The organism is Rhizobium sp. 11_C7_N12_5 (assembly GCF_051811145.1).
GTDB classification, from domain to species: domain Bacteria; phylum Pseudomonadota; class Alphaproteobacteria; order Rhizobiales; family Rhizobiaceae; genus Rhizobium; species Rhizobium lusitanum.
Genome location: NZ_JBPWPY010000001.1, coordinates 913,140 through 939,090 on the forward strand (window position 1 = coordinate 913,140; position 25,951 = coordinate 939,090).

General features: G+C 59.8%; 22 protein-coding genes. 14 read left to right on the forward strand and 8 right to left on the reverse strand.

What is annotated here, in order from left to right; genetic code table 11:
- Window positions 1-34: 34 nt before the first annotated feature.
- From AB8B29_RS04455 to AB8B29_RS04475, 5 genes are all read right to left on the reverse strand, one after another.
- Window positions 35-298: a hypothetical protein gene (locus AB8B29_RS04455; protein WP_037194167.1), complete on the reverse strand. Its 264-nt coding sequence runs from the start codon at window positions 296-298 to the stop codon at window positions 35-37.
- Between the two features lie 145 nt (window positions 299-443).
- On the reverse strand, window positions 444-911 hold the full coding sequence (gene rpsI / locus AB8B29_RS04460; RefSeq protein ID WP_037194169.1) for a 30S ribosomal protein S9: 468 nt from the start codon (window positions 909-911) through the stop codon (window positions 444-446).
- Window positions 912-913: 2 nt separating this feature from the next.
- On the reverse strand, window positions 914-1,378 hold the full coding sequence (gene rplM, locus AB8B29_RS04465) for a 50S ribosomal protein L13 (protein WP_034507580.1): 465 nt from the start codon (window positions 1,376-1,378) through the stop codon (window positions 914-916).
- 236 nt (window positions 1,379-1,614) lie between these two features.
- Window positions 1,615-2,451: an EamA family transporter gene (locus AB8B29_RS04470; protein ID WP_047553024.1), complete on the reverse strand. Its 837-nt coding sequence runs from the start codon at window positions 2,449-2,451 to the stop codon at window positions 1,615-1,617.
- Between the two features lie 855 nt (window positions 2,452-3,306).
- On the reverse strand, window positions 3,307-3,633 hold the full coding sequence (locus AB8B29_RS04475) for a hypothetical protein (protein ID WP_439006169.1): 327 nt from the start codon (window positions 3,631-3,633) through the stop codon (window positions 3,307-3,309).
- Window positions 3,634-3,745: 112 nt separating this feature from the next.
- On the opposite strand from AB8B29_RS04475, the gene AB8B29_RS04480 reads away from it, so the two are divergent.
- The 7 genes from AB8B29_RS04480 (at window position 3,746) to pstB (ending at window position 10,175) form a co-directional block, all read left to right on the forward strand.
- Complete coding sequence (locus AB8B29_RS04480) at window positions 3,746-4,174, forward strand: CoA-binding protein (protein WP_037194426.1); 429 nt, start codon at window positions 3,746-3,748, stop codon at window positions 4,172-4,174.
- A 169-nt stretch (window positions 4,175-4,343) separates the two neighbouring features.
- A complete protein-coding gene (locus tag AB8B29_RS04485) occupies window positions 4,344-5,627 on the forward strand; it encodes an O-acetylhomoserine aminocarboxypropyltransferase (protein ID WP_113118933.1) in 1,284 nt (427 codons plus the stop codon).
- Between the two features lie 145 nt (window positions 5,628-5,772).
- Window positions 5,773-6,117 carry a cupin domain-containing protein gene (locus AB8B29_RS04490; RefSeq protein ID WP_037194428.1) on the forward strand — a complete coding sequence of 115 codons (345 nt, stop codon included), beginning with the start codon at window positions 5,773-5,775 and terminating at the stop codon, window positions 6,115-6,117.
- A gap of 258 nt (window positions 6,118-6,375) precedes the next feature.
- Window positions 6,376-7,401, forward strand: coding sequence for a phosphate ABC transporter substrate-binding protein PstS (pstS, locus tag AB8B29_RS04495; RefSeq protein WP_047553033.1), 1,026 nt, complete (start codon window positions 6,376-6,378; stop codon window positions 7,399-7,401).
- A gap of 73 nt (window positions 7,402-7,474) precedes the next feature.
- Window positions 7,475-8,446 (forward strand): phosphate ABC transporter permease subunit PstC, encoded by a 972-nt coding sequence (gene pstC, locus AB8B29_RS04500; protein WP_037194180.1) that lies wholly within the window; start codon window positions 7,475-7,477, stop codon window positions 8,444-8,446.
- Between the two features lie 11 nt (window positions 8,447-8,457).
- Window positions 8,458-9,309, forward strand: a complete 852-nt coding sequence (pstA, locus tag AB8B29_RS04505) for a phosphate ABC transporter permease PstA (protein WP_051963349.1) — start codon at window positions 8,458-8,460, stop codon at window positions 9,307-9,309.
- A 107-nt stretch (window positions 9,310-9,416) separates the two neighbouring features.
- The gene (pstB, locus tag AB8B29_RS04510; protein ID WP_202032638.1) at window positions 9,417-10,175 is read left to right on the forward strand and encodes a phosphate ABC transporter ATP-binding protein PstB; all 759 of its coding nucleotides are present in this window, start codon (window positions 9,417-9,419) and stop codon (window positions 10,173-10,175) included.
- A gap of 151 nt (window positions 10,176-10,326) precedes the next feature.
- Here the strand turns inward: pstB and AB8B29_RS04515 are convergent, their stop codons facing one another.
- Together AB8B29_RS04515 and AB8B29_RS04520 are read right to left on the reverse strand one after the other, a co-directional pair.
- Complete coding sequence (locus tag AB8B29_RS04515) at window positions 10,327-11,571, reverse strand: cytochrome P450 (RefSeq protein WP_047639209.1); 1,245 nt, start codon at window positions 11,569-11,571, stop codon at window positions 10,327-10,329.
- A gap of 42 nt (window positions 11,572-11,613) precedes the next feature.
- Entirely contained in the window at window positions 11,614-12,876 is a 1,263-nt protein-coding gene (locus tag AB8B29_RS04520) for a GGDEF domain-containing protein (protein WP_210255675.1), read from the reverse strand.
- Between the two features lie 391 nt (window positions 12,877-13,267).
- On the opposite strand from AB8B29_RS04520, the gene clpP reads away from it, so the two are divergent.
- The 5 genes from clpP (at window position 13,268) to AB8B29_RS04545 (ending at window position 19,931) form a co-directional block, all read left to right on the forward strand.
- Window positions 13,268-13,900 carry an ATP-dependent Clp endopeptidase proteolytic subunit ClpP gene (clpP, locus tag AB8B29_RS04525; RefSeq protein WP_037194184.1) on the forward strand — a complete coding sequence of 211 codons (633 nt, stop codon included), beginning with the start codon at window positions 13,268-13,270 and terminating at the stop codon, window positions 13,898-13,900.
- A 295-nt stretch (window positions 13,901-14,195) separates the two neighbouring features.
- Entirely contained in the window at window positions 14,196-15,473 is a 1,278-nt protein-coding gene (clpX, locus tag AB8B29_RS04530; protein WP_034507566.1) for an ATP-dependent Clp protease ATP-binding subunit ClpX, read from the forward strand.
- A 419-nt stretch (window positions 15,474-15,892) separates the two neighbouring features.
- Window positions 15,893-18,313, forward strand: a complete 2,421-nt coding sequence (lon, locus tag AB8B29_RS04535; protein ID WP_034507564.1) for an endopeptidase La — start codon at window positions 15,893-15,895, stop codon at window positions 18,311-18,313.
- Between the two features lie 201 nt (window positions 18,314-18,514).
- Window positions 18,515-18,790 carry a DNA-binding protein HupB gene (gene hupB, locus AB8B29_RS04540; RefSeq protein ID WP_034507562.1) on the forward strand — a complete coding sequence of 92 codons (276 nt, stop codon included), beginning with the start codon at window positions 18,515-18,517 and terminating at the stop codon, window positions 18,788-18,790.
- 229 nt (window positions 18,791-19,019) lie between these two features.
- On the forward strand, window positions 19,020-19,931 hold the full coding sequence (locus AB8B29_RS04545) for an agmatinase (RefSeq protein ID WP_113118934.1): 912 nt from the start codon (window positions 19,020-19,022) through the stop codon (window positions 19,929-19,931).
- A 114-nt stretch (window positions 19,932-20,045) separates the two neighbouring features.
- Here AB8B29_RS04545 and AB8B29_RS04550 read toward each other — a convergent pair whose 3' ends face one another.
- Window positions 20,046-21,032 (reverse strand): aldo/keto reductase, encoded by a 987-nt coding sequence (locus tag AB8B29_RS04550; protein WP_113118935.1) that lies wholly within the window; start codon window positions 21,030-21,032, stop codon window positions 20,046-20,048.
- 222 nt (window positions 21,033-21,254) lie between these two features.
- On the opposite strand from AB8B29_RS04550, the gene AB8B29_RS04555 reads away from it, so the two are divergent.
- Window positions 21,255-22,490, forward strand: coding sequence for a DNA repair exonuclease (locus AB8B29_RS04555; protein ID WP_113118936.1), 1,236 nt, complete (start codon window positions 21,255-21,257; stop codon window positions 22,488-22,490).
- A gap of 1 nt (window position 22,491) precedes the next feature.
- Complete coding sequence (locus AB8B29_RS04560) at window positions 22,492-25,950, forward strand: AAA family ATPase (RefSeq protein ID WP_439006172.1); 3,459 nt, start codon at window positions 22,492-22,494, stop codon at window positions 25,948-25,950.
- The last annotated feature ends 1 nt before the right edge of the window (window position 25,951 follow it).

Below are 25,951 nucleotides of genomic sequence, written 5' to 3' on the forward strand. Positions count from 1 at the left end.
CGGTGTGAATCGCGAGGGAGCGGGCCTCGAATGCCTATTTGCCCGATCTGGCCGTGCATTGATATTCCTTTTTCACGCAGGCGATTTGCGGCGTGGAGCAATCGGCGCGACCATCGGTCACAACGCAGTAGGAACAGCTATCGGTGAACTCGCGGCAATCGGAGTTCGCTTGAAGAAAGTCCTTCATGCTCTGCATCTCCGCCGCCTTGTCTGGCGGCGGTGCCTGTCCGGCATCGTCGCAAAGGGCTGGCGATATGCCGGCAAACACGAACAAGATGGGCAAAGCGAATCTGAGCATGTGTGCACTCCTCATGAAGAAGGCCCGAGTATGCCATCGGAGGCATGACTTGCCTCGACAGATATGCACTTTTGCCGTGCACGTGTAAAAACAAAAAGGCCGGGTTCGCACCCAGCCTTTCCAAATTCCGATCTCGGGTAAGCGATTAACGCTTGGAGAACTGGAACGAACGACGTGCCTTCGCACGGCCGTACTTCTTGCGTTCGACGACGCGGCTGTCGCGGGTCAGGAAGCCGCCCTTCTTCAGGACCGGGCGCAGGCCGGGTTCGAAGTAGGTGAGCGCCTTGGACAGGCCGTGACGAACGGCGCCGGCCTGGCCGGAGAGACCACCGCCGGCAACGGTTGCGATGATGTCGAACTGGCCGTCACGAGCAGCGGCGAAGATCGGCTGGCGCAGGATCATCTGCAGAACCGGACGGGCGAAATAGGCCGTGTAGTCCTTGCCGTTGACGATGATCTTGCCCGAGCCGGCCTTGAGCCATACACGAGCGACAGCGTCCTTGCGCTTGCCGGTCGCGTAGGAGCGACCGAGCGAGTCAACCTTGCGGACGTGAACGGGAGCAGCTGCTTCCGATACCGTGCCGAGATCCTTCAGGGAAGAGAGATCAGCCATTATCAGGCGCTCCTTACGTTCTTCTTGTTGAGCTTGGCCACGTCGAGAACGACTGGCTGCTGGGCTTCATGGGGATGGTTCGAGCCGGCGTAGACGCGCAGGTTCTTCATCTGGCGACGGCCGAGCGGGCCGCGGGGAACCATGCGCTCGACAGCCTTTTCGACGACGCGCTCCGGGAAGCGGCCTTCGATGATCTGACGAGCCGTACGCTCCTTGATGCCGCCGGCATAACCGGTGTGCCAGTAGTAAACCTTGTCTTCGTACTTCTTGCCGGTGAAAACGATCTTGTCGGCATTGATGACGATGACGTTGTCGCCGTCGTCGACGTGCGGCGTGAAGGTAGCTTTATGCTTGCCACGCAGACGCATTGCGATGATAGAAGCGAGACGACCAACGACGAGCCCTTCGGCGTCGATGAGAATCCACTTCTTCTCCACCTCTGCAGGCTTCTGGGAGAAGGTTGCCATGTCGAATACTCTCTTTTAGGACCCCGGACCCGAAGGCATCAGGGCGTTTCTTGTTGCTTGATTTGGCGTGTAAACGCACGCCAAAAAGAAAGCAGCCCGGAAAGGCTGCGATCTGTGGCGGCTTATAAGGCGAACTGATGCCAACGTCAACATATCGAAATTTGGCGGCTGCAAAAATAAATAAGTGAAATCAACTGGTTACATAAGCGGTATAATTATACCACATACAGAGAGCGTCAACCCAGCCGCAAAACCAGGACGCCGGCGGCGATAATCGCGCCAGCGACGTAACGCCAGATGCTTGAGCGCTCCTTCAAAACGACGACGGAGATGACCAGCGCGAAGAGGATCGACGTCTCGCGCAGGGCGGCAACCATGGCGACCGGAGCCTTGGTCATCGCCCATAAGGCAAGCCCGTACGAGATGATCGAACCGCCGCCGCCGATAAGCCCGCGCCACCAATTGTAGCGGATGTGGGCGGCGACGGCATTGACGCCGCGCTGCGAGATTGCCCATGCAAACAGAAGGACCGGCGGCAGGAGCGACATCCACAGCGTATAGGATATGGAATTGCCGGATATCCGCGCGCCGATGCCGTCGACATAGGTATAGGTCGCGATGACAGCGGCGTTGGCAAGCGCCAGCACGATCGCGCGGCGGCTGCCTTTTCGTGCCTCGAAGGCAAGCGTCAATATCCCGGCGCAGATGGTCATCGTGCCGATCAGGGCGCCACCCGAAAGCGTCTCCTTGAGAATGAAACTGCTTGTGGAAACGATGATCAACGGCGCGACACCCCGCATCAGCGGATAGACGAGGCCGATGTCGCCGGCGCGGTAGGCCGCCGCGACAAGCTGGAAATAAGCGAACTGGAGGATCGCCGAAGCGCCGATGAACGGCCAGGCCGCGGAGGCCGGTAGCGGCAGGAACGGCAGCAAGGGCAGGGCTGCAGCCGCGCCACCAGCCGAAACCAGTGCGGCATCCAGCGACTTATCGGTTCCCGCCTTGATAATCGCATTCCATGTCGCGTGCAGTAAGGCACCGAAAAGGACAAGAGCGATGACGTCGAAAGACACAGGAACCTCTGAAATGAACGCTAGCCAACAAAAGCTTGATGTTTTGTGGGAAAGTGACTGCCATTTGACCCGTAATACGACAAAAAGCAACGGGATGTTCTAGTCGCAAACATGCCGCCGCCCGTTCAGATGGCGGGTTGTCGAGGTCAGTAGATGGGTTCGCCGTATGTTCCGACGCACGCCTCTAAAATTAGATATTACTAATTTATTGGAGCGTGAGGTGCGAACAAGTATCGCATGCCATGTGAACGCAAGGGTAGAATTAGGCCAGCCTTACTCGAAGAGACATCACATTGCATTGTTGAAAAAAATGACTACACAATCTTTTGGTGCGGCCTTGACCCGATGGAGCGGCCGTTAACGCTGACCGATCCTGCTGCAACGCAAAATAGTGTGGATAAAATTGCAGATATCGAAGAATATTACAGAGATTGGCGTTGGCAACGGTATAAATCTTTGAAAAAGCGGGTTATGGTTTCAGGTATAAAACTCCTGATGCAATGTTTCCTGCGGTATAGGTCGGCGAAGAACCAAAAAATATTCTGTGGAAAATTAATGAATTTGCATATATTGCGTGTTCGCAATCGGTTCTCATTTTCGGTCTTCTTTTATAAGACTTTACTAATTGAATATGAATGAATAGTGAACAGAAGTTGTATTTCATGAGAACGTGCTGGAGTTGACCGGGGTAAAGCGGGTGAAAGCGCTTTGGAACACACTCCCAATTGAGGCGCATCATTGCGCTATCGCAGACTGCCATGGCGGCAGCGCGCTATACTTAAGACAATCAAGGGTCGTGCCCGTCTGTGTGATCGAAAACGGTTGTATTCAATCACCAGCCCTGGCTGATTATGATCAGCGCCGGAAAATCAATTCATCGTCATCGAGATCAGTGGTCGGCCGACACGTATAGACAGGGCAGGAGGCGCGATCCTTCGTCGGCAGATAATCCTGATAGGTATAGTAGCCGAGGTCGCACGCATCGCTATTGACGACATAGCGATCGTAAAGCGTCATGTTGGGTGTTCTTTTGGCCGGATAGCGCATGATCACCGCGCGCTCGCGACTGATGGTCGCCCTGGCTTCGGCGCAGGTCATGGACATGGAGTTATATCGCGAAATCGCCATCGCCGGCGAGGCTGCCGATGTGATCAGCAGGCCCAGGAGTACGATCTTTTTCATCGGGTTAATCCTCCCTGAAGTTGTTATAATGTAATATATACGTGGAAACTGCCGCCGCGGTTTCTATATCTGTGGCGAAAACGCAAGTGTGATCGAGTTGGGAGGCTTGGTGATGAACCACAATAATTATGATGATTCCTATATTGCTGACATCCTTCTATCCGTAAGGACCATCGCGCTCGTCGGCGCTTCGCCCAATCCGGCGCGGCCGAGCAATGGCGTCATGGCCTATCTGCTGAACAGGGGGTATCGTGTCATTCCGGTCAACCCCGGGCAAGCCGGCAAGGAAATCCTCGGGCAGTGGGTCTACGCGCATCTGTCCGATATTCCCGAGCCGGTGGACATGGTCGATGTTTTCCGGGCGCCCGAATATCTGCGCGCGGTGGTCGAGGAGACCATCATGATTGAGCCAAGGCCGCCTGTCATCTGGGGCCAGCTCGGCGTGCGCGATGACGCGGCGGCGGCTAGAGCCGAGGCCGCGGGCGTCAGGGTCGTCATGGACCGCTGCCCGGCCATCGAATATCCGCGTCTGGTTGCCTGACCGGACGGGAAGCGCAGTTGCGGGCATGTGGCCGTTTATCGCGCGATCCGGCTGAAAGCGGGCACGTTTTTCCCGCGGGCCGGAAAGTGCAGCAAAGTTCGCGGTTAACTTTCATACGCCAGACGCTATGATTTCCCCGTCACAGATAAAACTGGCGGGAGGAAAAATCATGCCGACGAACAATCCGGGTTTCGACACGCTGGCCGTCCACGCAGGCGCGCAGCCGGATCCGACGACGGGCGCTCGCGCCACGCCGATCTATCAGACGACATCTTTCGTCTTCCAGGATGCCGATCATGCCGCGGCACTCTTCGGGCTGCAGCAGTTCGGCAATATCTATACGCGCATCATGAACCCGACACAGGCCGTGCTCGAGGAGCGGGTGGCCGCTCTGGAAGGCGGAACGGCGGGACTTGCGGTCGCTTCGGGTCATGCCGCCCAGATGCTCGTCTTCCACACCATCATGCGGCCGGGCGACAATTTCGTCGCCGCCAAGAGGCTTTACGGCGGCTCCATCAATCAGTTCGGCAATTCCTTCAAGAATTTCGATTGGCGGGTGCGTTGGGCCGATTCAGCCGATCCCTCCACCTTCGAAGCCCAGATCGATGACCACACGCGCGCCATCTTCATCGAGAGCCTCGCCAATCCCGGCGGCACCTTCGTCGATATCGACGCGATCGCCGCCGTTGCCCACAGGCATGGTCTGCCGCTGATCGTCGACAACACCATGGCAAGTCCTTATCTCATCCGGCCATTGGAACATGGCGCCGACATCGTCGTGCACTCGCTGACGAAATTCCTCGGCGGACACGGCAATTCCATGGGTGGTGTCATCATCGATGGCGGCACCTTCAATTGGTCGGCTTCCGGCAACTATCCGATGCTGTCGGCGCCGAGGCCGGAATATAATGGTGTCGTGCTGCACGCGACGTTCGGCAATTTTGCCTTCGCCATTGCGTGCCGCGTCCTCGGTCTGCGCGATCTCGGCCCGGCAATCTCGCCGTTCAACGCCTTCCTCATTCTGACTGGCATCGAGACGCTGCCGCTGCGCATGCAGCGCCATTCCGACAATGCGCTTGCCGTCGCGCGGTGGCTGAAGGAGCAGGAGAAGGTGGCCTGGGTGAACTATGCCGGGCTCGAGGATGATCCGAACCATGCTCTGCAGCAGCGCTACTCGCCGAAGGGGGCGGGATCGGTCTTCACCTTCGGACTGAAAGGCGGCTATGAAGCGGGCAAGGGACTGGTGGAGGGACTGGAACTCTTCTCGCATCTCGCCAACATCGGCGACACGCGCTCTCTGGTCATCCATCCCGCCTCGACGACGCACAAGCAGTTGACCGACGAACAGAAGGTCGCCGCCGGCGCCGGCCCCGATGTGGTGCGTCTGTCGGTCGGCATCGAAGACGTCAAGGACATCATCGCCGACCTGGAGCAGGCACTGGCGAAAGTCTGAGGGCCGCGTCGATAAAGGGCTGAAAAAGCCTGCCGGCTATCTTTGATGGGTCGTCGTTTCGTGCTTGTCTCGGTCCCGTGATCGCAAGGAAGCGACCGCGGACTGCTGAGGCTTTGCCGCCGAAGCGCATCGACAGGAGGCATTTGTGACGGCATATCTGCGATTGAATATCGATGGCGTCGAGCCGGAGACCGGCGCGCCCGCTGCAGATCGGCTCGTCTCGGGAACTCCGAGCTTTCGCACCTGGAACCTCGATGAGGCCGATGGCGGCCTTTACGCGGGTATCTGGGAGGCGTCGCCGGGCAAATGGAAAATCGTCTATGACGAGTGGGAGTACTTTCATATCCTCTCCGGCTATTCGGTGGTAACTGCAGAGAACGGCGAGGCTTTTCATTTGCGCGCCGGCGACCGCATGATCTTGAGGCCCGGCTTCAAGGGGACGTGGGAAGTCATTGAAACGACTCGCAAGGACTATGTGATCCGTCTCTGAAAGCCCCCTGAATCAAAACAAGGAGGCCGATGTTTTCCGCCGAACGGCAAGCTTTTCCATGTGCTTTCGGGATAGCCATTATCATTGCTGCAGGTTGTGTCACTGGCGCTTCATTAAACTGTCATCAAACTGAAACAATGCGTCTTTAGAGCCATCCTTGTCGCCAGGAGATTGAGGTGGGGAGGTCATCTATAATGAGTACCCCGTGCCGGTCTTCTGCTCGCCATCCTTTTGTTCACTTGAGGAAGTGAGTCTACTATGCTTAATCTGAAACTCCGTTCCCTTTGCCTGACCGCTGGCCTGGTTGTCACCATGGCCGCTTCGGCTATGGCTGCCGACATCACGGGCGCCGGCTCGAGCTTCATCGCGCCGGTTCTGTCCAAGTGGGCCGAAGGCTATAAGGCTGCGACGAACAATGTCGTCAACTACCAGTCCGTCGGTTCGGGCGCCGGCATCAAGCAGCTCCTCGACAAGACCATCGTATTCGGCGCTTCGGATAAGCCGATGAGCGACGCTGATCTCGAGAAGAACGGCATTGCCCAGTTCCCGATGATCTCCGGCGGCATCGTCGTTTCCTATAACGTCGCTGGCGTAAAGCCGGGCGAACTCGTTCTCGACGGCAAGACGCTGGCCGATATCTTCCTCGGCAAGATCGCCAAGTGGGACGATGCGGCCATCAAGGCCCTCAACCCCGACATTAAGCTGCCTTCCGGGCCGATCTCCGTCGTTTATCGCGCCGACAGCTCGGGCACGACCTTCAACTTCACCGACTACCTGTCGAAGGTTTCGCCGGAGTGGAAGGAAAAGGTTGGTTCGAACACGGCGGTCGAATGGCCGGTCGGCTTCGGCGCCAAGGGTTCCGAAGGCGTTTCCACCACTGTCAACCAGACGGCTGGCTCGATCTCTTACGTTGAATATTCCTATGTCGTCGCCAACCACATCGGTTTCGCGAAGATGAAGAATGCGGCAGGCAAGGTTATCGAGCCGAGCCTCGACACATTCAAGGCTGCCGCTTCCAACGCCGATTGGGCCCATGCCAAGAACTTCAACCTGATCATCACCAATCAGCCGGGCGACAAGAGCTGGCCGATTGCAGCTTCGACCTGGGTTCTGCTCTACAAGAAGCCGGCCGATCCTGCTCAGAACGAAGCAGCGCTGAAGTTCTTCAAGTGGTCCTATGAAAAGGGCCAGAAGGACGCGACCGACCTGTCCTATCTTCCGGTTCCGGAAACTGTTGCCAAGGTTGTCGAAGAGTCCTGGAAGAAGGACTTTGGCACGAAGTAATTTGTGCTGGATGAGAGTGCGGCGGACAGGGTTTGGCCCTGTCCGCCTTTCGTGACAGGACAAGGGGAAATCGATGGCTGACGCGACTCAGACGGCTGGCTTCCAGGCATTGGATACCACCGCCATCACGAGAAAATTCCGGAGACAGGACCGGATTTTCTATTTTATGACGCTTTGCTCGGCTGCTCTTGTCGTGCTTCTGCTGCTGGCAATCATTGTGGTTCTTGTCATCGATGCCTTGCCAACCTTCCAGGCCTTCGGGTTTTCGTTCCTCTGGGGCACGAAGTGGAGCGCTCCCGCCGATATTTATGGTGCTGTGCCTGCGGTGGTCGGTACGCTGGTGAGTTCGTTCATCGCCATGCTGATTGCCATTCCCCTGGGCATCGGCATCGCCATCTTCCTCACGGAACTTTGCCCCGGCAGCCTGCGGCGTCCGATCAGTACGGCCATCGAGCTTCTGGCCGGTGTTCCATCCATTATCTACGGCATCGTCGGTCTGTTCATTCTCGTGCCGCTGATGCAGACCTATATCCTGCCCTTCCTTATGATGACGGTCGGCCAGGTGCCGTTGATCGGCCTGCTGTTCCAGCCGCCGGCGCCGGGCGTCGGCCTGCTGACGGCAAGCCTCGTGCTGGCCGTCATGATCCTGCCGTTCATCACCGCGATCTCCCGCGATGTGTTCACCACCGTGCCGCCGATGCTGCGTGAATCCGCTTACGGCATGGGCATGACTACATGGGAAGTGGCTCGCCACATCCTGATCCCCTATACACGTCGCGGCCTCGTCGGCGGCATCATGCTCGGCCTCGGTCGTGCGCTTGGCGAAACCATGGCCGTCACTTTCGTGATAGGCTCGGTGAGCCGTCTGCAATCGTCGATCATTTCGCCGTCCACCACCATTTCCGCCCAGATCGCGAACAACTTCGGCGATGCCGACGGTCTGCAATTGTCGAGCCTGATTGCGCTCGGCCTGCTCCTGTTCGTCCTTTCCTTCTGCGTGCTTGCGGCGGCGCGGTGGATGATCGGCCGCGGCGACTCGCTCTGAGGAAAAAACCCATGGACAATGCAATTCGTCAGAACCTCGTGTCGAGGCGTTATGGGAAGAACCGGGTGATGATGGTCTTGTGCTTCATCGCAGCCGTCCTCGGCATATTCTTTCTGAGCGTAATCCTTGCGACCCTCCTTTATCGCGGTGTATCGGCGCTCAGCCTCGACGTGTTCACCATGTCGATCCCGGCCCAGGGCTCGCGTGGTGGTCTGATCAACGCAATCTACGGCACCGTGCTGGTCACGGGCCTCGCCATCGTGATTGCTGCGCCGATCGGCATTCTCGCCGCCACCTATCTGGTGGAATATGCCAACGGCAGCAAACTTGCCGAGGCTGCCAAGTTCCTCAACGACATTTTGCTGTCAGCACCCTCGATCATCATCGGCGTGTTCGTCTACGGTGCGGTGGTCGTGCCCATGCACGGCAACTCTGCCATCGCCGGCATCCTTGCGCTGGCGCTGATCGCCCTTCCGGTCGTCAACCGCACGACACAGGACATGCTGTTGCTGGTGCCAAACGCGCTTCGCGAGGCGACCGCCGCGCTCGGCGCGCCGCGCTGGAAGTCCATGATGATGGTGGTCTACCGTTCCGCCTGGACGGGCATCCTCACCGGCATCCTGCTGGCCGTCGCCCGCATCAGCGGCGAAACCGCACCGCTTCTCTTTACGGCCGGTTACAGCAAATTCATGAATGCAGACCTGACCGGTCCAATCGCCACGCTGCCGGTTGCCATCAACACGCTCGCCGCCGATGCAGGCGAGGATCTCAAACAACTGGCTTGGGCCGGCGCATTGATCATCACCGTTGCCATCCTTGCCCTCAACATCCTTGCCCGTGTCTTGAGTGGGCGTCGCCAATGACGCAGCCGCCGAACGATAGGAATGAAACCATGAACATGAGCGACAACAATTTCCAGAGCGTCAACGCACAGCCGGGGAAGGACGCCGTTTCTCAGTCGGATCTCGGCATGCTCGCGAAACTTCAGGTGAAGAACCTCGATTTCACCTATCAGAACGGCCATCGCGTTCTGAAGGGTGTGAATATGGACATCCGCAAAAATGCGGTCACTGCCTTCATCGGCCCTTCGGGTTGCGGCAAATCCACACTGCTGCGCACCTTCAACCGGATGTATGACCTCTATCCGGGCCAGACGGTTTCGGGCGAGATCCTGCTGGACGGCCGCAATATTCTCACCAAGGACGTCGATCTGAACGATTTGCGCGCCAAGGTCGGCATGGTGTTCCAGAAGCCAACACCGTTCCCGATGTCGATCTATGAAAACGTCGCTTTCGGCATCCGGCTCTATGAGAAGATTTCCAAGGCGGAGATGGACGTGCGCGTCGAAGCGGCGCTGACGGAAACGGCGTTGTGGAGCGAAGTGAAGGAAAAGTTGCACCAGAGCGGACTTGGCCTTTCCGGGGGCCAGCAGCAGCGTCTCTGCATCGCCCGCGCCATCGCGCTGCGCCCGGAGGTCTTGCTTCTGGACGAGCCGACTTCGGCTCTCGATCCGATCTCCACGGCCAAGGTCGAAGAACTGGTGTCGCAGTTGAAGGGCGATTTCACGATCGTCATCGTCACGCACAATATGCAGCAGGCGAGCCGCATCTCCGACAGTACCGCCTTCATGTATCTCGGCGACCTGATCGAATACGGCCCGACCGAGCAGATCTTCCAGGCGCCGAAGGTGAAGCGCACGGAAGACTACATCACCGGTCGTTACGGCTGATACGGTCCGGGCATCGCCTGAACCCAAGATTTAAGATGGCGCGCCGGTCGGACGCGCCATTTTGCATTTTAGCCATGACGTGAATTTTGCCGGTTGCCGTGCCGCGGGCTGCGAAAACAGCGAACACCCGCCTTTGGCGGGCGGCTCGAACTCACCAGGTCAGTTCGAGCTTGTCCAGGCCGTGGAATTGGTAGACGTCCTTGACCTCGGGCGTCCTCTTGAGCTTCAACCCAGGCAAGCGCTCGAAGAGGATCGGCAGCACGACGTTCAATTCCAACCGGGCCAGCGGTGCGCCGATGCAGAAATGGATACCCGCGCCGAACGACAGGATGGGTGCTTCGTTGCGGTCGGGCTTGAAGGTGAGGGGATCGGAAAATTTCGTCGGGTCCAGATTGGCGGCTGCAAGGATCATCGCCACCTTGTCGCCGCGCTGAAAGGAGATCCCGTCGATTTCCGTCAACTCCAGGCACCAGCGGTCGAAGATGTGCACGGGCGCGCAGATGCGCAGCGTCTCTTCCACCGTTCGTTCCGTCGTCGCCTCGTCCTTGAAGAGCTCGGCCGGCGAATAATCGCTTTCCAGAATGACGCGCACGGAATTGCCGATCTGATGCACCGTCGCTTCATGGCCGGCATTGAGCAGCACGATCGTCGTCGACACCAGTTCGTCTTCGGTCAGATACTGACCCTTGTGCTCGGTGGTGATCATGTGCGTCAACAGATCGTCGCGCGGATTGGCGCGGCGCTCGCGGATGACGGTTTTCACATAGTCGGCGAATTCCTTTGCGGCCTGATCCGCCGCGTCTTCGTCGGCAGCCGTACGGCCGAACATGTACATGCGGACATAGGCGTGGGACCACTTCAGCAGCTGTGGCCCCATTTCTTCCGGTATGCCGATCATCCGCGCGATCATGGTGACGGGAATGACGTCGGCAAAGGCCGACAGAAGCTCGACCTCACCGTCCTTCTCGAAGCCGTCGATCAGGCGGGTGGCCAGTTCGGCCAGTTCCGGTTTCATCTTCTCGACATGGCGGGACACGAAGGCGCGGTTGACGAGGGTGCGCAGGCGCGTGTGCTCGGGCGGTTCGATTTCGAGGAGCGAGTACTGTTCGGCAAGATCGAAATTCTTCAGATGCGGCAGAGGTGCCGGCATGCCGAGCTCTTCACGCGTGGCGATGTGCAGGATCTGGCGGCCGAAGCGGCGGTCGCGCAGCAGCCCGTTCACATGGTCATAGCCTATGAAATACCATTGTTTCTGCTCCTCCCAGTAAAAGGTGGGACATTGAGCATGCAAGGCGGCGTAGACCGCATTGGGATTCGTATAGAAGGCGGGATCGCGGGCGTCGAGAGAGACGCGGCGGGCCGCCGAATCGATGGAGAGGAGGGAAGATGTGATCATGATGACAAGGATTATCGGAATAAATCGCGCCGGAAAAGCCCGTCACATGCCGGCGAGCTTGCCCATGCGTCGCAGGGCGTGAATCTGGTCATCGAGTGTCGGAACCAGTTCGCCGCCATCTGTGTCTGGCGGCGCGTCGACCGTCTTTGCGATTTCCATTTCGTCGAAGACGATGATGCAATTGCGGCCTGCGCGCTTGGCGGCGTAGAGCGCGCGATCGGCGGAGGAGACGAGCCGATCCCAGCTGACAGTGTCACGCGGCATGATTGCCACGCCGATGCTGACCGTCGCCGGCACCAGGGAACGACCCGCGAGCAGCGGGACGCGGCAGAAATCGGCGCGGATCGTTTCCGCCAGCGCCTCGGCCTGTGCCTGATCGTCTATGGGGACGAAGGCGACGAATTCCTCGCCGCCCATGCGGCCGAACGCGCCGCCGCGCGGCACGAACTGGTGGGCGATGCGCGCAAATTCGATGAGAACGAGATCGCCCGTCTGGTGTCCGTAACGATCGTTGATCGTCTTGAAGTGGTCGAGATCGAACAACAGCGCGGCGAGCTTTTGCGGCTGCCGTTGTCCCTCTCCGGCAAGAATCTCGTAGCTGTCCTGAAGGCCGCGGCGGTTCAAAACGCCGGTCAGCGTATCGGTGATGGAAATTGCCCGCCAACGACGCTCCGCGCGCTCCATCAGCAACTTGCCCATCAATGCGACGGCGACCGTGATGAACAGCGCATCGCCGAGCGCCACATAGCCACGATAGATCAAGGCCTCTTCCTGCGTGGGAGCGAACAGTGCCATCCCGACGGAGGACACGAAGCAAAGGCAGGCTAGAGCCATGAACACAAAGCCTAACTGGCCGCGCGCCTGTTCCCGCCGACCTTCGGCGGGGCGGACCGCACAGGCGAGCAATGTCGCGCCGACCGCGCCGGCCAGGTCATGGACGATGATGCGATTGACGAAGCTGTCATTGACCCATGGCAGGCTGACGCCGACCAGCCAGATGACGGGTGGCAGCAGGGCCGACCATTCGAGCTTGCGCTTGTCGAGCCATCGAAAGCCGGCAATCCAGGCGCTTTCGCCAAGCAGCGCGATCGCATTGCCGATCTCGACCGACAATATGTCGGGAATGAAACCGCGGGCCGCCACCAGCGCAAATCCAATCGCATTCACGATAAAGCCCAGCGCCCACATCAGATAGGCGGGCGATCGGCGATCGTGCCACCAGGCAAGAAGAAATACGGCCGCCAGGGTGATGGCTTCCGAGCACCAGATGATCAACCCTGTGGTCATGTTAAGCACGATCAGCATTTCTCCTTGCCAGGGCCAACCCGTCGGCGCGAAAGAGCGGACGGTTCCTGCGACTGGCCTATCCTTGCCGAATAAGATGGTAAGTTCCTTAAGTGTCTTGGTAAATTTTGGCCGTTTCCGCCTGCACCGTACCGGCACCGTCCTTTATGCTTCCTTCACCCTGCGGTCGGGAAAAGCGGTGAATTGCGCATGGCACGACACCCGCCCGGTTGGCATTGCGAAAGCGGCGATTAGAAATGCTTTGTCAACGCTTCCTAGGGCATTAGTGCTTTTTGAGGTTATGCTTTCGTGCGTCTTGAAGTGCAGGGCAGTGACACTCTATGTAGGGGTAACGGATTTTATTCGATTCCCGGCGCTTTTGCCGCCGGGGCAAGCTTGGTAAAGGACGCACATGAGAAATCCAGTCGATACAGCTATGGCTCTGGTGCCGATGGTTGTTGAACAGACCAACCGTGGGGAACGGTCTTACGACATCTATTCCCGCCTGCTGAAGGAACGTATCATCTTCCTGACCGGGCCTGTCGAAGACCATATGGCCACGTTGGTTTGCGCCCAGCTTCTGTTCCTCGAGGCGGAAAACCCGAAGAAGGAAATTGCGCTCTACATCAATTCGCCGGGCGGCGTCGTGACTGCCGGCATGGCGATCTATGACACGATGCAGTTCATCAAGCCGGCCGTTTCGACGCTGTGCATCGGCCAGGCAGCCTCGATGGGTTCGCTGCTGCTTGCCGCCGGCGACAAGGATATGCGCTTCGCCACGCCGAATTCCCGCATCATGGTTCACCAGCCGTCCGGCGGTTTCCAGGGGCAGGCTTCGGACATCGAACGTCATGCGCGCGACATCATCAAGATGAAGCGTCGCCTGAACGAAGTTTACGTGAAGCATTGCGGCCGGACATATGAAGAAGTCGAGCAGACGCTCGATCGTGACCATTTCATGTCCTCCGATGAGGCAAAGGAATGGGGTCTGATCGACAAGGTGCTGACGTCGCGTACCGAAATGGAAGGTGAAGCCGCCTCTTGATTATCCTTGAGGTGGTGGCTTCCTCGCCACAGTTCTATCCCATTTGTGATCGAATAGGGGTTTAATGTGGAACGGAACGCGGTAATAGTAGGCATTCGTGCTATGTAGCGTTTTTATGACATAGCATTCGGGCATTCGAGGGGGATCGTTGCCACGCAGTTCCGTTTGTCGGGCCTGCGTTCAGTACCCTGAAGGGCGCCGCGATCTGCTAATAACGAGGTGCAGGTCCGGCGGATGCATAGAGTGGACCGCGATTTCAACTTGGAAATTGACGGCGTGCTGGAAGGAAAGTGATATGAGCAAAGTCAGCGGCAGCAACGGCGGCGACTCGAAGAACACGCTTTATTGTTCGTTCTGCGGTAAGAGCCAGCATGAAGTCCGGAAGCTGATTGCCGGACCGACCGTCTTCATCTGCGATGAATGCGTTGAACTATGCATGGACATTATCCGCGAGGAAAACAAATCCTCGATGGTCAAGTCGCGTGACGGCGTTCCGACACCGCAGGACATCATCAAGGTTCTTGATGAATACGTTATCGGCCAGAGGCAGGCGAAGAAGATCCTGTCCGTGGCCGTTCACAACCACTACAAGCGCCTCGCACATGCGTCCAAGAACGGCGATGTCGAGCTGGCGAAGTCGAACATCATGCTTGTCGGTCCGACCGGTTGCGGCAAGACCTATCTGGCTCAGACGCTCGCCCGCATCATCGACGTGCCCTTCACCATGGCCGACGCGACCACGCTGACGGAAGCAGGCTATGTCGGCGAGGACGTGGAGAACATCATTCTCAAGCTGCTGCAGGCTGCCGACTACAACGTCGAGCGCGCCCAGCGCGGCATCGTCTACATCGACGAAGTCGACAAGATTTCCCGCAAGTCGGACAATCCGTCGATCACCCGCGATGTATCGGGCGAGGGCGTGCAGCAGGCGCTGCTGAAGATCATGGAAGGCACGGTCGCTTCGGTTCCTCCCCAGGGGGGACGCAAGCATCCGCAGCAGGAATTCCTGCAGGTCGACACGACCAACATCCTGTTCATCTGCGGCGGTGCCTTTGCCGGTCTCGACAAGATCATCTCCGCCCGTGGCGAGAAGACCTCGATCGGCTTTGGCGCTGCTGTCAAGGCGCCGGACGATCGCCGCGTCGGCGAAGTGCTGCGCGAGCTGGAACCGGAAGATCTGGTCAAGTTCGGCCTGATCCCGGAATTCATCGGCCGTCTGCCCGTGCTGGCGACGCTGGAAGACCTGGATGAGGACGCGCTCATCCAGATCCTGTCCGAGCCCAAGAACGCGCTCGTCAAGCAGTACCAGCGCCTGTTCGAGATGGAAGACGTTGAACTGACCTTCCACGAGGACGCATTGCGCGAGATTGCCAAGAGGGCGATCGTGCGCAAGACCGGCGCGCGTGGTCTGCGCTCGATCATGGAGAAGATCTTGCTCGATACCATGTTCGATCTGCCGGCTCTGGAAGGCGTCCGCGAGGTGGTCATTTCCGAGGAAGTGGTCCGCGGATCGGCCCGCCCGCTCTACATCTATGCAGATCGGCAGGAGGAAAAGGCCAACGCGACGGCCTAACGATCCGATTTGTGTTCGTGAATCAGGGGCTCGTTGTCGACGGGCCCCTTTCTATTTGAAAAATCGTGCAGTTTGCTGATAAAGTCTGGGATAAGCGTGTGGGACCGCCGCCAAACCCGGTTGTGAAGAGCGCCTGCTGCAGCCATGATGGCATGATTCTGGAGCATCCGACGGATAGGGCTTGGGCCCGGCGTTTTTCCTCGGATCCTGATTTGTCGGCGGTGTTTGAGTGGCCGGGCGTCGGTGCTTTGTTGTTGCGTTCCTCCTCGTAAATATGCGGATCGCTGTCTGGCGACAGTGCGTCGCGCGCGACTTGAAATAGGCAATGTGAAGCTCCACTTGTTAACCAAGTGAGAGAGCCGGCTAATCCCCTAAGGCCGGCAGAGAGCCCGGGAACGGGACGACGGAAAGGAAATAACATGACTAAGAAAACGTCTGCGGCAAATGAGAGCATTGCCTATCCGGTATTGCCGTTGCGCGACATCGTGGTTTTCCCCCACATGATCGTGCCGCTGTTCGTCGGACGGGAAAAATCCATTCGTGCGCTGGAAGAGGTCATGGGCTCTGACAAGCAGATCATGCTGGTCACGCAGATCAATGCCAGCGACGACGATCCTGCGCCGGACGCGATCCATAGGGTTGGTACCGTTGCCAATGTGCTGCAGCTGCTGAAACTGCCCGACGGCACCGTGAAGGTGTTGGTCGAAGGCCGTGCGCGTGCGGAGATCGACGAGTATACCGGCCGCGAGGACTTCTATGAGGCCCTTGGCCATGTCTTGCATGAGCCGGAGGAAGATCAGGTCGAGCTCGAAGCGCTGAGCCGCTCGGTCGTTTCTGAATTCGAGAGCTATGTAAAGCTCAACAAGAAGATTTCGCCGGAAGTGGTTGGCGCCGCCAGCCAGATCGATGACTATTCTAAGCTCGCCGACACGGTTGCCTCGCATCTGTCGATCAAGATCACCGAGAAGCAGGAGATGCTGGAAACCACCAGCGTCAAGGGCCGCCTCGAAAAGGCGCTCGGCTTCATGGAAGGCGAGATTTCGGTTCTGCAGGTCGAAAAGCGCATCCGCTCGCGCGTCAAGCGCCAGATGGAGAAGACCCAGCGCGAATACTATCTGAATGAACAGATGAAGGCGATCCAGAAGGAGCTCGGCGACGGCGAAGAAGGCCGCGACGAGATGGCCGAGTTGGAAGAGCGCATCTCCAAGACCAAGCTGTCGAAGGAAGCCAAGGAAAAGGCCGATGCCGAGCTGAAGAAGCTGCGGCAGATGAGCCCGATGTCGGCGGAAGCCACCGTGGTGCGCAACTATCTCGACTGGTTGCTGGGTATCCCGTGGCACAAGAAGTCGAAGGTCAAGGCCGACCTCAACAATGCCGAGAAGATCCTCGAACAGGATCATTTCGGCCTCGACAAGGTCAAGGAGCGCATCGTCGAATATCTGGCCGTCCAGGCCCGCGCGACGAAGATCAAGGGCCCGATCCTGTGCCTCGTCGGCCCTCCGGGTGTCGGCAAGACCTCGCTCGCCCAGTCGATCGCCAAGGCGACCGGCCGTGAGTATGTCCGCATGGCACTCGGCGGCGTTCGTGACGAAGCCGAGATCCGCGGCCACCGTCGCACCTATATCGGCTCGATGCCCGGCAAGGTCATCCAGTCGATGAAGAAGGCCAAGAAGTCCAACCCGCTCTTCTTGCTCGACGAAATCGACAAGCTCGGCATGGACTATCGCGGCGATCCGTCATCGGCCCTGCTGGAAGTGCTGGACCCGGCGCAGAACTCGACCTTCATGGATCACTACTTGGAAGTCGAATATGACCTCTCGGACGTGATGTTCATCACGACGGCGAATACGCTGAACATCCCTGCGCCGCTTATGGACCGCATGGAAGTCATCCGGATCGCCGGCTACACCGAAGATGAAAAGCGCGAGATCGCCAAGCGGCACCTGCTGCCGAAGGCCATTAAGGAACACGCGTTGCAGCCGCAGGAATTCTCGGTCAGCGACGACGCCCTGATGGCAATCAGCCAGCAATACACCCGCGAAGCCGGTGTTCGTAACTTCGAACGCGAATTGATGAAGCTCGCCCGCAAGGCGGTCACCGAGATCATCAAGGGCAAGACCAAGTCCGTTGCGGTCACCGCTGCGAACATTGACCAGTATCTCGGCGTTCCGCGCTTCCGCCACGGCGAAGCCGAGGGCGAGGATCAGGTCGGTGTCGTCACCGGTCTCGCATGGACGGAAGTCGGTGGCGAGCTGCTGACGATCGAAGGCGTGATGATGCCGGGCAAGGGCCGCATGACGGTCACCGGCAACCTGAAGGAAGTCATGAAGGAATCGATCTCGGCGGCGGCATCCTACGTCCGCTCGCGCGCTGTCGATTTCGGCGTCAAGCCGCCGCTCTTCGACAAGAGCGACATCCACGTGCACGTGCCGGAAGGCGCGACGCCCAAGGATGGCCCGTCGGCCGGTGTCGCGATGGCAACCGCGATCGTCTCGATCATGACCGGCATCCCGGTTTCCAAGGATGTCGCCATGACCGGTGAAATCACGCTGCGCGGCCGTGTGCTGCCGATCGGCGGCCTGAAGGAAAAGTTGCTGGCGGCACTGCGCGGCGGCATCAAGAAGGTTCTGATCCCGGAAGAAAACGCCAAGGATCTGGCGGAGATTCCGGACAACGTGAAGAACAACATGGAGATCGTTCCGGTCTCCCGCATGGGCGAGGTGATCAAGCACGCGCTGGTTCGCCGGCCCGAGCCGATCGAATGGGACGGCACTGTCGAAACGCCAGTGATCGCAACCGTTGACGGCGTGGATGAAGTGGGCGCGACGATCGCTCATTGAGCGTTGTTGCCTCAATTATGTCGAATTGACATAAAAGGCGAAAAGACCGGCAAATTTGCCGGTCTTTTTTTGTGAAAAGCGTATGGCAACGCTTGCTTTTCCTTGATTTGCAGGGCTTTTGGGGTTGCGGCGGGTAAGAGCATTCGTATTCTTCGCCCCGCTATAGATAAGTCGTTTCATACCAGAGAAAGGGGTGGAAACATGAACAAGAATGAGCTCGTGTCCGCAGTGGCCGAGAAGGCCGGTATCACGAAGGCTGACGCTGCTTCCGCTGTTGACGCTGTTTTCGATGCCGTGCAGGCTGAACTGAAGAAGGGCGGCGACATTCGCCTTGCTGGCTTCGGCAGCTTCACCGTTTCTCACCGTGCAGCCACGAAGGGCCGCAACCCGTCCACCGGCGCCGAGGTCGATATCGCGGCTCGCAACGTGCCGAAGTTCACGCCTGGCAAGGGCCTGAAGGACGCTGTTAACAGCTAATCTCGTTTCCACCCGCTGCGAGGTGTTTGCCTTGCGGGTGTTGAACATGAGGGGTCCGCTTGGCGGGCCCCTTTTTTCGTTTTGAGGTAGGGAGGGCCGGATTTCGTTCGCTAGCCCTGACCAATAAGATGGACGGTCCGTGCGTTCTCTTGCGAAGAAAACGTCACGGGGTATTTTCGAATGCCTGACGTTGACGTTTCAGCCGAATGACCATTGGGATCATCAAGAAATGACCGCATCGCCTTCCTTTCTCGGCCTTCCCGATCAACTAACGGACGGCGGCATGCCCCGCGCGGTCATTTTCGCAGCTGGCCACGGCAGCACCTATCCCGGTAAGGACAGCAGTGGCTATGTCTTGGCTGCTGGTGCCATTCGTTCTGCGAGCGAGGTCGACGCGCCTCTGATCGAGCACTGGGATTTCGATGTCGGCGGACCGCTTTTCAACGGCAAGCCTCCGTGCTGTGTCGACGCCGGCGACGTCCCGACCACTATGTACGACAATGCCGGAAACCGTGCCCGGATCGAGGCGAAGACGCGTGAGATACTGGCGTCAGCGGCCGTACCGATCATGATCGGCGGCGATTGTTCCGTGACGATCCCCTTCCTCGCCGGATTTGCGGATCGCGGACCGGTCTGGATCCTGCAGATCGATGCTCACATCGATTGGCGAGACGAGCTGCATGGCGAGCGCTACGGCTATTCGAGCCCGATGCGTCGGGCGAGCGAGATGCCGCATGTTGGCGGCATGGTTCAGGTCGCTCTTCGTAGCGTCGGCAGCGCACGTCTTACCGACGTCAAAGACGCGCAGCGCTATGGCAGTCGTTTCGTGACGGCTCGCAAAGTGCATGCTGAGGGCGTTGAAGCCGCTCTCCAACATATTCCAGAAGGTGCGCAGGTTGTCGTTACCCTCGATTGCGACAGCATCGATCCCTCGATTATGCCCGGGGTAGCGGCGCGCACGCCCGGTGGCCTCACCTATACGCAGGTAATCGATCTGATTGCGGGTCTGGGCAAGCGCGCCAGGATTGCCGGCTTCGACCTGGTCGAATTCTATCCGCCTGCCGATATTGACGGTTTATCAGCCATCACCGCCGCGCGCATTCTTACCAACATGATCGGAACCATTGTCCGGCAGGTTTGAGCCCTGTTGGTATTCGGTGCTCCCGTCGCTCTGTTTCTCCGGTGACGAAAAATACCCTATATCAGGAGTGGCCGGGGATGAGGCCAGCCACTCCCTTATGCGAAGCCGCTGTGCTTACCAGCGATGGTGAACGTGCGGAGCGATGAGGCGCTCATAGATCTCGCGCGTAGCCGCCATGACGTCGGCTGACAGCGGCGCAAGGTCGGCCGCGGCTGCGTTGGCTTTGGCCTGCTCGGCATTGCGTGCGCCGGGGATGACGACGGTCACGGCATCGCTCATCAGGATCCAGCGCAGCGCGAAAGCCGCCATGCTGGCGCCTGCTGGAACCAGCTTGCGCACCTCTTCCACCGCCTGCAGACCCACCTCGAAGGGAACGCCGGCAAAGGTCTCGCCGACATCGAAGGCCTCGCCATGGCGATTGAAGTTGCGGTGATCATCGCTGGCAAATTGCGTGTCGCGGGTGATCTTGCCGGAGAGCAGGCCCGACGCCAGCGGCACGCGGGCGATGACCGCGACGTTCTTCCGCTTGGCTTCCTTAAAGAACAGGTGATCGGGGCGCTGGCGGAAGATATTGTAGATGATCTGGATGCTGAGCACGCCCGGATATTCGATCGCCTTCAGCGCCTCCTCGACCTTTTCGACGCTGACGCCGTATCCCCCGATCTTTCCGGCCTTCTGCAGCTCGTCGAGACCGGCGAAAACCTCCGGCCGATAGAGCACTTCGGTCGGCGGGCAATGAAGCTGGACGAGATCCAGGCTCTCGACGCCGAGGTTTCTCAGGCTGCGATCGATGAAACCTTCGAGATTGGCCTTGGTATAGCCGTCGGCGACATGCGGGTTCAGCCGGCGGCCGGCCTTGGTTGCCACCATCGGGCGCTGGCCGCCGCGGGCCTTCAGCACATCGGCAATGATCTTTTCCGAGCGGCCGTCGCCATAGACGTCGGCGGTGTCGATGAAGGTCATGCCGGCGTCGAGAGCGGCATTCAGCGCCGCACGGCCGTCGGCCTCGCTGACATCACCCCATGCGCCGCCGATCTGCCAGGCGCCGAAGCCGACGTCTGTCACGCTGAAGGATGTTCGCCCGAAAGCATGATGTCTCATGAGATGTCTCCTCTTCATTGGTCATGAAATGCCAGCGGAGTAGCAGCCGCTCGAACCCGCGACAAGGGTGCACCGGCGATGCAGGATCGCAATCGCGTGAGCGAGGAATATGACAGTTTCCACCCGCTTACGAAACCGTTGGATGAAGCGCGCGGTGCGGTGTTCATTACGCCTTCGTTTCCTTAAAAGGGGAGACCGGATATCTGACGACGATCGGAACCCATGCCCTCTTTCAGCTTCATCCACGCCGCCGATCTGCATCTTGGCAGTCCCTTTCAGGGGTTGGCGTTGAAGGATGCCGCTGTCGCCGCGATCTTCGTGGAAGCCAGCCGCAAGGCATTCTCGACGCTGGTGGGGCTGGCAATCGAAAAGCGCGTCGATTTCTTCGTCATCGCAGGCGACGTCTATGACGGCGACTGGAAGGACAACAAGATCGGGCTGTTCTTCAACCGCGAGATGGCGCGGCTGGAGCGGGCCGGAATTCCGGTCTATCTGCTGCGCGGCAATCACGATGCGGCAAGCGTCATCACCAAGACCATCACCTTGCCGGCCAATGTCCATGAATTCCCCACCGGCAAGCCCGGCAGCGTCAAACTGGATGCGCTGCAGGTGGCCCTGCATGGCCAGGGCTTTGCCGAGCGCTCGGCCAACGACAATCTGGCGCTCGCCTATCCCGCACCCGTGCCAGGCTGGTTCAACATCGGCATTCTCCACACCTCGCTCACCGGCCGCGAGCCGCATGCGCCCTATGCGCCTTGCTCGGTCGATGATCTGCGCTCGCGCGGCTATGACTACTGGGCGCTCGGCCATGTGCACGATTACGAAGTGGTGGCGCTTGATCCGCTGGTGATCTTTCCCGGCAACCTGCAGGGCCGCAATATCCGCGAACGCGGCGCCAAAGGCGCGGTATTGGTGAGGGTCGAAGACGGCCGGATCGAACATGAGCGCCTGATCGTCGACGAGGCGCGTTTCGCACAGGTCGATATCGTCATCGGCCCGGATGACGACCAGGCGGCGATCCTGCGCGGCGTCGAGCAGGCAGTGCAGCCGGTCGCCGATGACATGGCCGGGCGGATGACGGCGCTACGCATTCGGCTTTCCGGTGTCACGCCGCTGCACGGCGCGATAGTGGCCAACCGCCAGCAATGGCGCGACGAGGTCGAGGCTGCATGCCATCGCGTGCATGAGGATATCTGGCTTGAAAAGCTGGAGCTGCGGCTGGAGCCGCCGGTGGCGCAAATCGTAGACGTAGACGGCGCCCTCGATCTCCGCCAATTGCTGGCCGAGCATGCCGGTGACGCGGATATCGCTGTAGAAGCGGGTCGGTTTATCGATGAGATTGCGGTGCGCCTGCCGGGCGGGCTTGGCGCGGCAGCACAGCCATTGGATGACGACGTGGAGGCTCTTATCGAAGAGGCGCGACAATTGCTCCTGGCTCGCGGGCAGGGGGCAGGCTGATATGCGTTTCGACCGGCTCGATATTCTCCGCTACGGCGCACTGACCGACCGCACGCTCGATTTCCGTGCCGGCGCCAGGCTGCATGTCATCTATGGCCCGAACGAAGCAGGCAAGTCGTCCGCACTGAGCGCGATTTCCGATCTGCTGTTTGGTTTTCCCGCCGCAGCCGAACAAAGCTTTTTGCATGAGCCCGGCACCTTGCGGATCGGCGCGGCGATCAGCGCGCGCGACGGAACTCGGCTCACCTTCCGCCGCCGGCGTGGGCGCAAGAGCACACTTCTTGCACCCGACGAAAAGGAGACGCCGCTTGCCGAGGATGTTCTTGCGCCGTTCCTTGGCAATTTGAGCCGCGATGTCTTCGAACGCGCCTTCGGCCTTGATTCGCAACGGCTGCGACAGGGGGCGACCGCCATGCTGCGCAGCGGCGGCGAGATCGGCAGCCTGCTGTTTTCGGCGGCTTCCGGCCTGACAGGCCTTTCGCGGCTGCGCCAGTCGTTGGAGGCGGAAGCCGATGGCGTCTATGCGGCCAGGCGCTCGAAGGATCGTAGCTTCTACCAGGCCCTCGACCGCTATGAAGATGCCCGCAAGGCCGAGCGCGACCATGAACTCAAATCCGGCGACTGGAAGAAGCTGCTGGCGGAGGCAGCCGACCTCGAGGCTGAGCTGGAGCGTTTGCAGGCCGAGCGCCATGACACGCGACAGACCCTGGACCGGCTCACGAAGCTGAAGACCTTGCAGCCTCTGCTCGCCGAGATCGACGCGGAAGGCATGGCGCTTGACGGCCTTGCCGATCTCTCCGCCATCCCGGATGGCTTTGCCGACAGGCTCGAACACAAGCTGCGCGACAAGCAGGTTGCCGAAGAGGAGTTGCGACGGGCCCGGCAGACGGTCGTTCGTGCCGAGGAAGACCTGGCCCGCATCCATGTCGATGACGCGCTGCTGCAGATATCGGGCGATATTACACAGCTCTTTGCCGATACCGGCAACTATCGCAGCCAGCGCCAGGATCTGCCGCGCGTCGATCAGGAGCTCGCCGGTTATGAAGCAGCACTTGCCCAGCTTGCACGCCGTCTGGGCGTTCCCGATGTCGAACGATTGGAAAAGCTCCAGCCGAGCGATGTGGATCGTGCGCGCCTGTCCGAACTGGTGGAGGAGGGCAGGCAGCTCTCGCGTCAGCTGCAGGTGCTGGCTGAACAATCCGACAGCGAGCGCAAGCAGCTGGCGGCACTGGAAAAGGATAGCCTTGCCGGGCGCCTGATCGATCCGAGGCCTTCCATCGATCAATTGGAGGCACTGGCCAGCGACCTCTCCGTCTTGGCCCGTCTCGACGCCCTGGAGACGCAGATACGCCGCACGGAAGCCGATCTCAACGAGGCGGCCGCGCGGTTGCGGCCACCGGTCGGTGACATCGCCGTGCTTTTCGCGGCACCCTTGCCGGAAAGTGCCGAGATTGCCACCCATCGTGAAACGATCGATGCGGCCCGCACGAAAACGCGCGAGGCTGGCGATAAGCTGCGCGGTTATGATGAGCAACTGAACGAGATCGAACGGGCGCTGGCGGATGCCGAACGCACAGGGCCGATCGTCACGCGCGAACAGATCGCTGCGGCGCGAGAAAGCCGCGATGGGCACTGGGCATCCATCCAGGAAATGCTGGCGGCCGGTCACTCTCCCGACGCCAAGACGATTGCAGCGCTGACGGTGAGCGTCGCCGAGGCTGATCGTCTCGCCGATGCCGCGTTGAAGGATGCCGATCGCGTCGCGCGCCATGCCGATTATCGTCTGCGTCAAGTGCGGCTGAGACGGGAGCGCGAGGACGTATCCGATCGGCTGCAAGGATACGAGAAGGCACTGGCGGATGCCCAGGCATCCTTTGCCGGCCTTTTCGAAGCCTGCGGCGTCACCGCGCTCGATCCGTCGATTATGCTGGAATGGCGGCGAGGGGTCGAAGGGTTGCTGCGCGAGCGCAAGGCGCTGCGCGACTTGCTCGATGGGCGGAACGAGAATGTCTTGGCCGAAGCGCGCGTGTCTCCAGCCCTGCAGGATATTGCGGAGGCGACCGGCTACAAGAGCGGCCGCCTGCCGCCCGTGGCGATGGCCGAAGGATTGCGGAAGCACCTGCGTCTGGCTGCCGAGCGCTGGAGCGAAAGTCGCACGCGGGAAGGGGAGATAAGTTCGGCGCGCGACCGGCTGGCACGGTTTGACGAGCAGCGGCAGGCGCTGGAACGACGGCATGTCGATTGGCGCGAGGCGTTCGGCAAAGCCGTTCTGCCCCTTGGCCTGCCGACGGATGCGACACTGGAAATGGCGTCTGTGGCCCTGAAGGCATGGGAAGAGCTGCCCGATGCTTTGGCGGAGCGCGACAACCGGCTGCGCCGCGTCAATGGCATGCGTCGTGACATGGCGGATTTCGAGCGCCGGCTCGCAACCCTCGCTGCCAGCGCAGGCTATGAGCTTGATCATCTGCCGCCGGATGCCGCAGCCGAAGCGCTGCATACGCGTGCCAACGCCATGCGCGGCGAGTTGAAGAGGCGCGACGGCATTGAAGAGGATCGGCAGCACGCGGAAGGATTGGTCGCGCGCCACGAGGAAGCTCTCATGATCATATTGGCCGATCTAGATCATCTGACCGCGGATCTGCCAGGGGCTACGGATCTTCCCGCTCTGCTGTCGCGGCTGCGCGAGCGCACTCGCTTGAATGCACGGTTGGTCGAGAGCCGCGATCGTTTCCGCCAACAGGCGGATGGCAAGGCCGAGGCCGAGCTTCGTGTCCAGCTCGCCGATTTCGAACGGGTTGCAGCCGATCTGGAAATCGAGCGGTTGACCGAGGAAGACCAGCGGCAGTTCACCATACATGGCGAGCTTTCGGCGCGGCTGGCGGAAAACCGGCGCCAGCGGCAGGCGCTCGAGACCGGCGTCAGTGCCGAATACGCGGTTTTCGAAAAGCTTTCGGCCGAGCAGGAAGCGAAGGACCTGGCGCGGCAATGGGTGGTCCTGATGCTTGCCGCGCGAATGCTGGCGGGCTCGATGGAATCCTATCGCGAAAAGCAGGCGGATCCCGTCATCAAGCGGGCGGGCGACTTGTTTTCGCAACTGACCGGCGACCGCTTCGTTCGCCTTGTCGAGGCACATGACGAAACCGACGCGCGGCAGCTGCTGGCGGAACGCGTGGCTGGCGAGCATGTGCCGCTAGAAGGCCTGAGCGAAGGGACCCGCGACCAGCTCTATCTCGCCCTGCGCTTGGCTTTCCTGGAGGATTATTCCGCCCGCAACGAGCCGGCGCCGTTGATCATCGACGACATCTTCCAGACGTTCGACGACGAACGCGCAAGCGCCGGATTGAAGGTACTCGCCGGCACCGCAGAACGCTTCCAGACTGTCCTATTCACCCATGAGATGAGCCTGGTCGAGATCGCCAGACGCGAGATCGGTCGGGATTTGGACCTGATCCAGCTCTGAG

What these genes read in the sequence shown, in the direction of transcription:
- pstB (WP_202032638.1), top strand. Translation starts at nt 9,417, where the DNA reads ATGCTCGCGAAACTTCAGGTGAAGAACCTCGATTTCACCTATCAGAAC.
- AB8B29_RS04560 (WP_439006172.1), top strand. Translation starts at nt 22,492, where the DNA reads ATGCGTTTCGACCGGCTCGATATTCTCCGCTACGGCGCACTGACCGAC.
- lon (WP_034507564.1), top strand. Translation starts at nt 15,893, where the DNA reads ATGACTAAGAAAACGTCTGCGGCAAATGAGAGCATTGCCTATCCGGTA.
- AB8B29_RS04485 (WP_113118933.1), top strand. Translation starts at nt 4,344, where the DNA reads ATGCCGACGAACAATCCGGGTTTCGACACGCTGGCCGTCCACGCAGGC.
- AB8B29_RS04515 (WP_047639209.1), bottom strand. Translation starts at nt 11,571, where the DNA reads ATGATCACATCTTCCCTCCTCTCCATCGATTCGGCGGCCCGCCGCGTC.
- hupB (WP_034507562.1), top strand. Translation starts at nt 18,515, where the DNA reads ATGAACAAGAATGAGCTCGTGTCCGCAGTGGCCGAGAAGGCCGGTATC.
- rplM (WP_034507580.1), bottom strand. Translation starts at nt 1,378, where the DNA reads ATGGCAACCTTCTCCCAGAAGCCTGCAGAGGTGGAGAAGAAGTGGATT.
- AB8B29_RS04480 (WP_037194426.1), top strand. Translation starts at nt 3,746, where the DNA reads ATGAACCACAATAATTATGATGATTCCTATATTGCTGACATCCTTCTA.
- clpP (WP_037194184.1), top strand. Translation starts at nt 13,268, where the DNA reads ATGAGAAATCCAGTCGATACAGCTATGGCTCTGGTGCCGATGGTTGTT.
- AB8B29_RS04550 (WP_113118935.1), bottom strand. Translation starts at nt 21,032, where the DNA reads ATGAGACATCATGCTTTCGGGCGAACATCCTTCAGCGTGACAGACGTC.
- pstC (WP_037194180.1), top strand. Translation starts at nt 7,475, where the DNA reads ATGGCTGACGCGACTCAGACGGCTGGCTTCCAGGCATTGGATACCACC.
- AB8B29_RS04545 (WP_113118934.1), top strand. Translation starts at nt 19,020, where the DNA reads ATGACCGCATCGCCTTCCTTTCTCGGCCTTCCCGATCAACTAACGGAC.
- rpsI (WP_037194169.1), bottom strand. Translation starts at nt 911, where the DNA reads ATGGCTGATCTCTCTTCCCTGAAGGATCTCGGCACGGTATCGGAAGCA.
- pstA (WP_051963349.1), top strand. Translation starts at nt 8,458, where the DNA reads ATGGACAATGCAATTCGTCAGAACCTCGTGTCGAGGCGTTATGGGAAG.
- AB8B29_RS04520 (WP_210255675.1), bottom strand. Translation starts at nt 12,876, where the DNA reads ATGCTGATCGTGCTTAACATGACCACAGGGTTGATCATCTGGTGCTCG.
- clpX (WP_034507566.1), top strand. Translation starts at nt 14,196, where the DNA reads ATGAGCAAAGTCAGCGGCAGCAACGGCGGCGACTCGAAGAACACGCTT.
- AB8B29_RS04475 (WP_439006169.1), bottom strand. Translation starts at nt 3,633, where the DNA reads ATGAAAAAGATCGTACTCCTGGGCCTGCTGATCACATCGGCAGCCTCG.
- pstS (WP_047553033.1), top strand. Translation starts at nt 6,376, where the DNA reads ATGCTTAATCTGAAACTCCGTTCCCTTTGCCTGACCGCTGGCCTGGTT.
- AB8B29_RS04455 (WP_037194167.1), bottom strand. Translation starts at nt 298, where the DNA reads ATGCTCAGATTCGCTTTGCCCATCTTGTTCGTGTTTGCCGGCATATCG.
- AB8B29_RS04555 (WP_113118936.1), top strand. Translation starts at nt 21,255, where the DNA reads ATGCCCTCTTTCAGCTTCATCCACGCCGCCGATCTGCATCTTGGCAGT.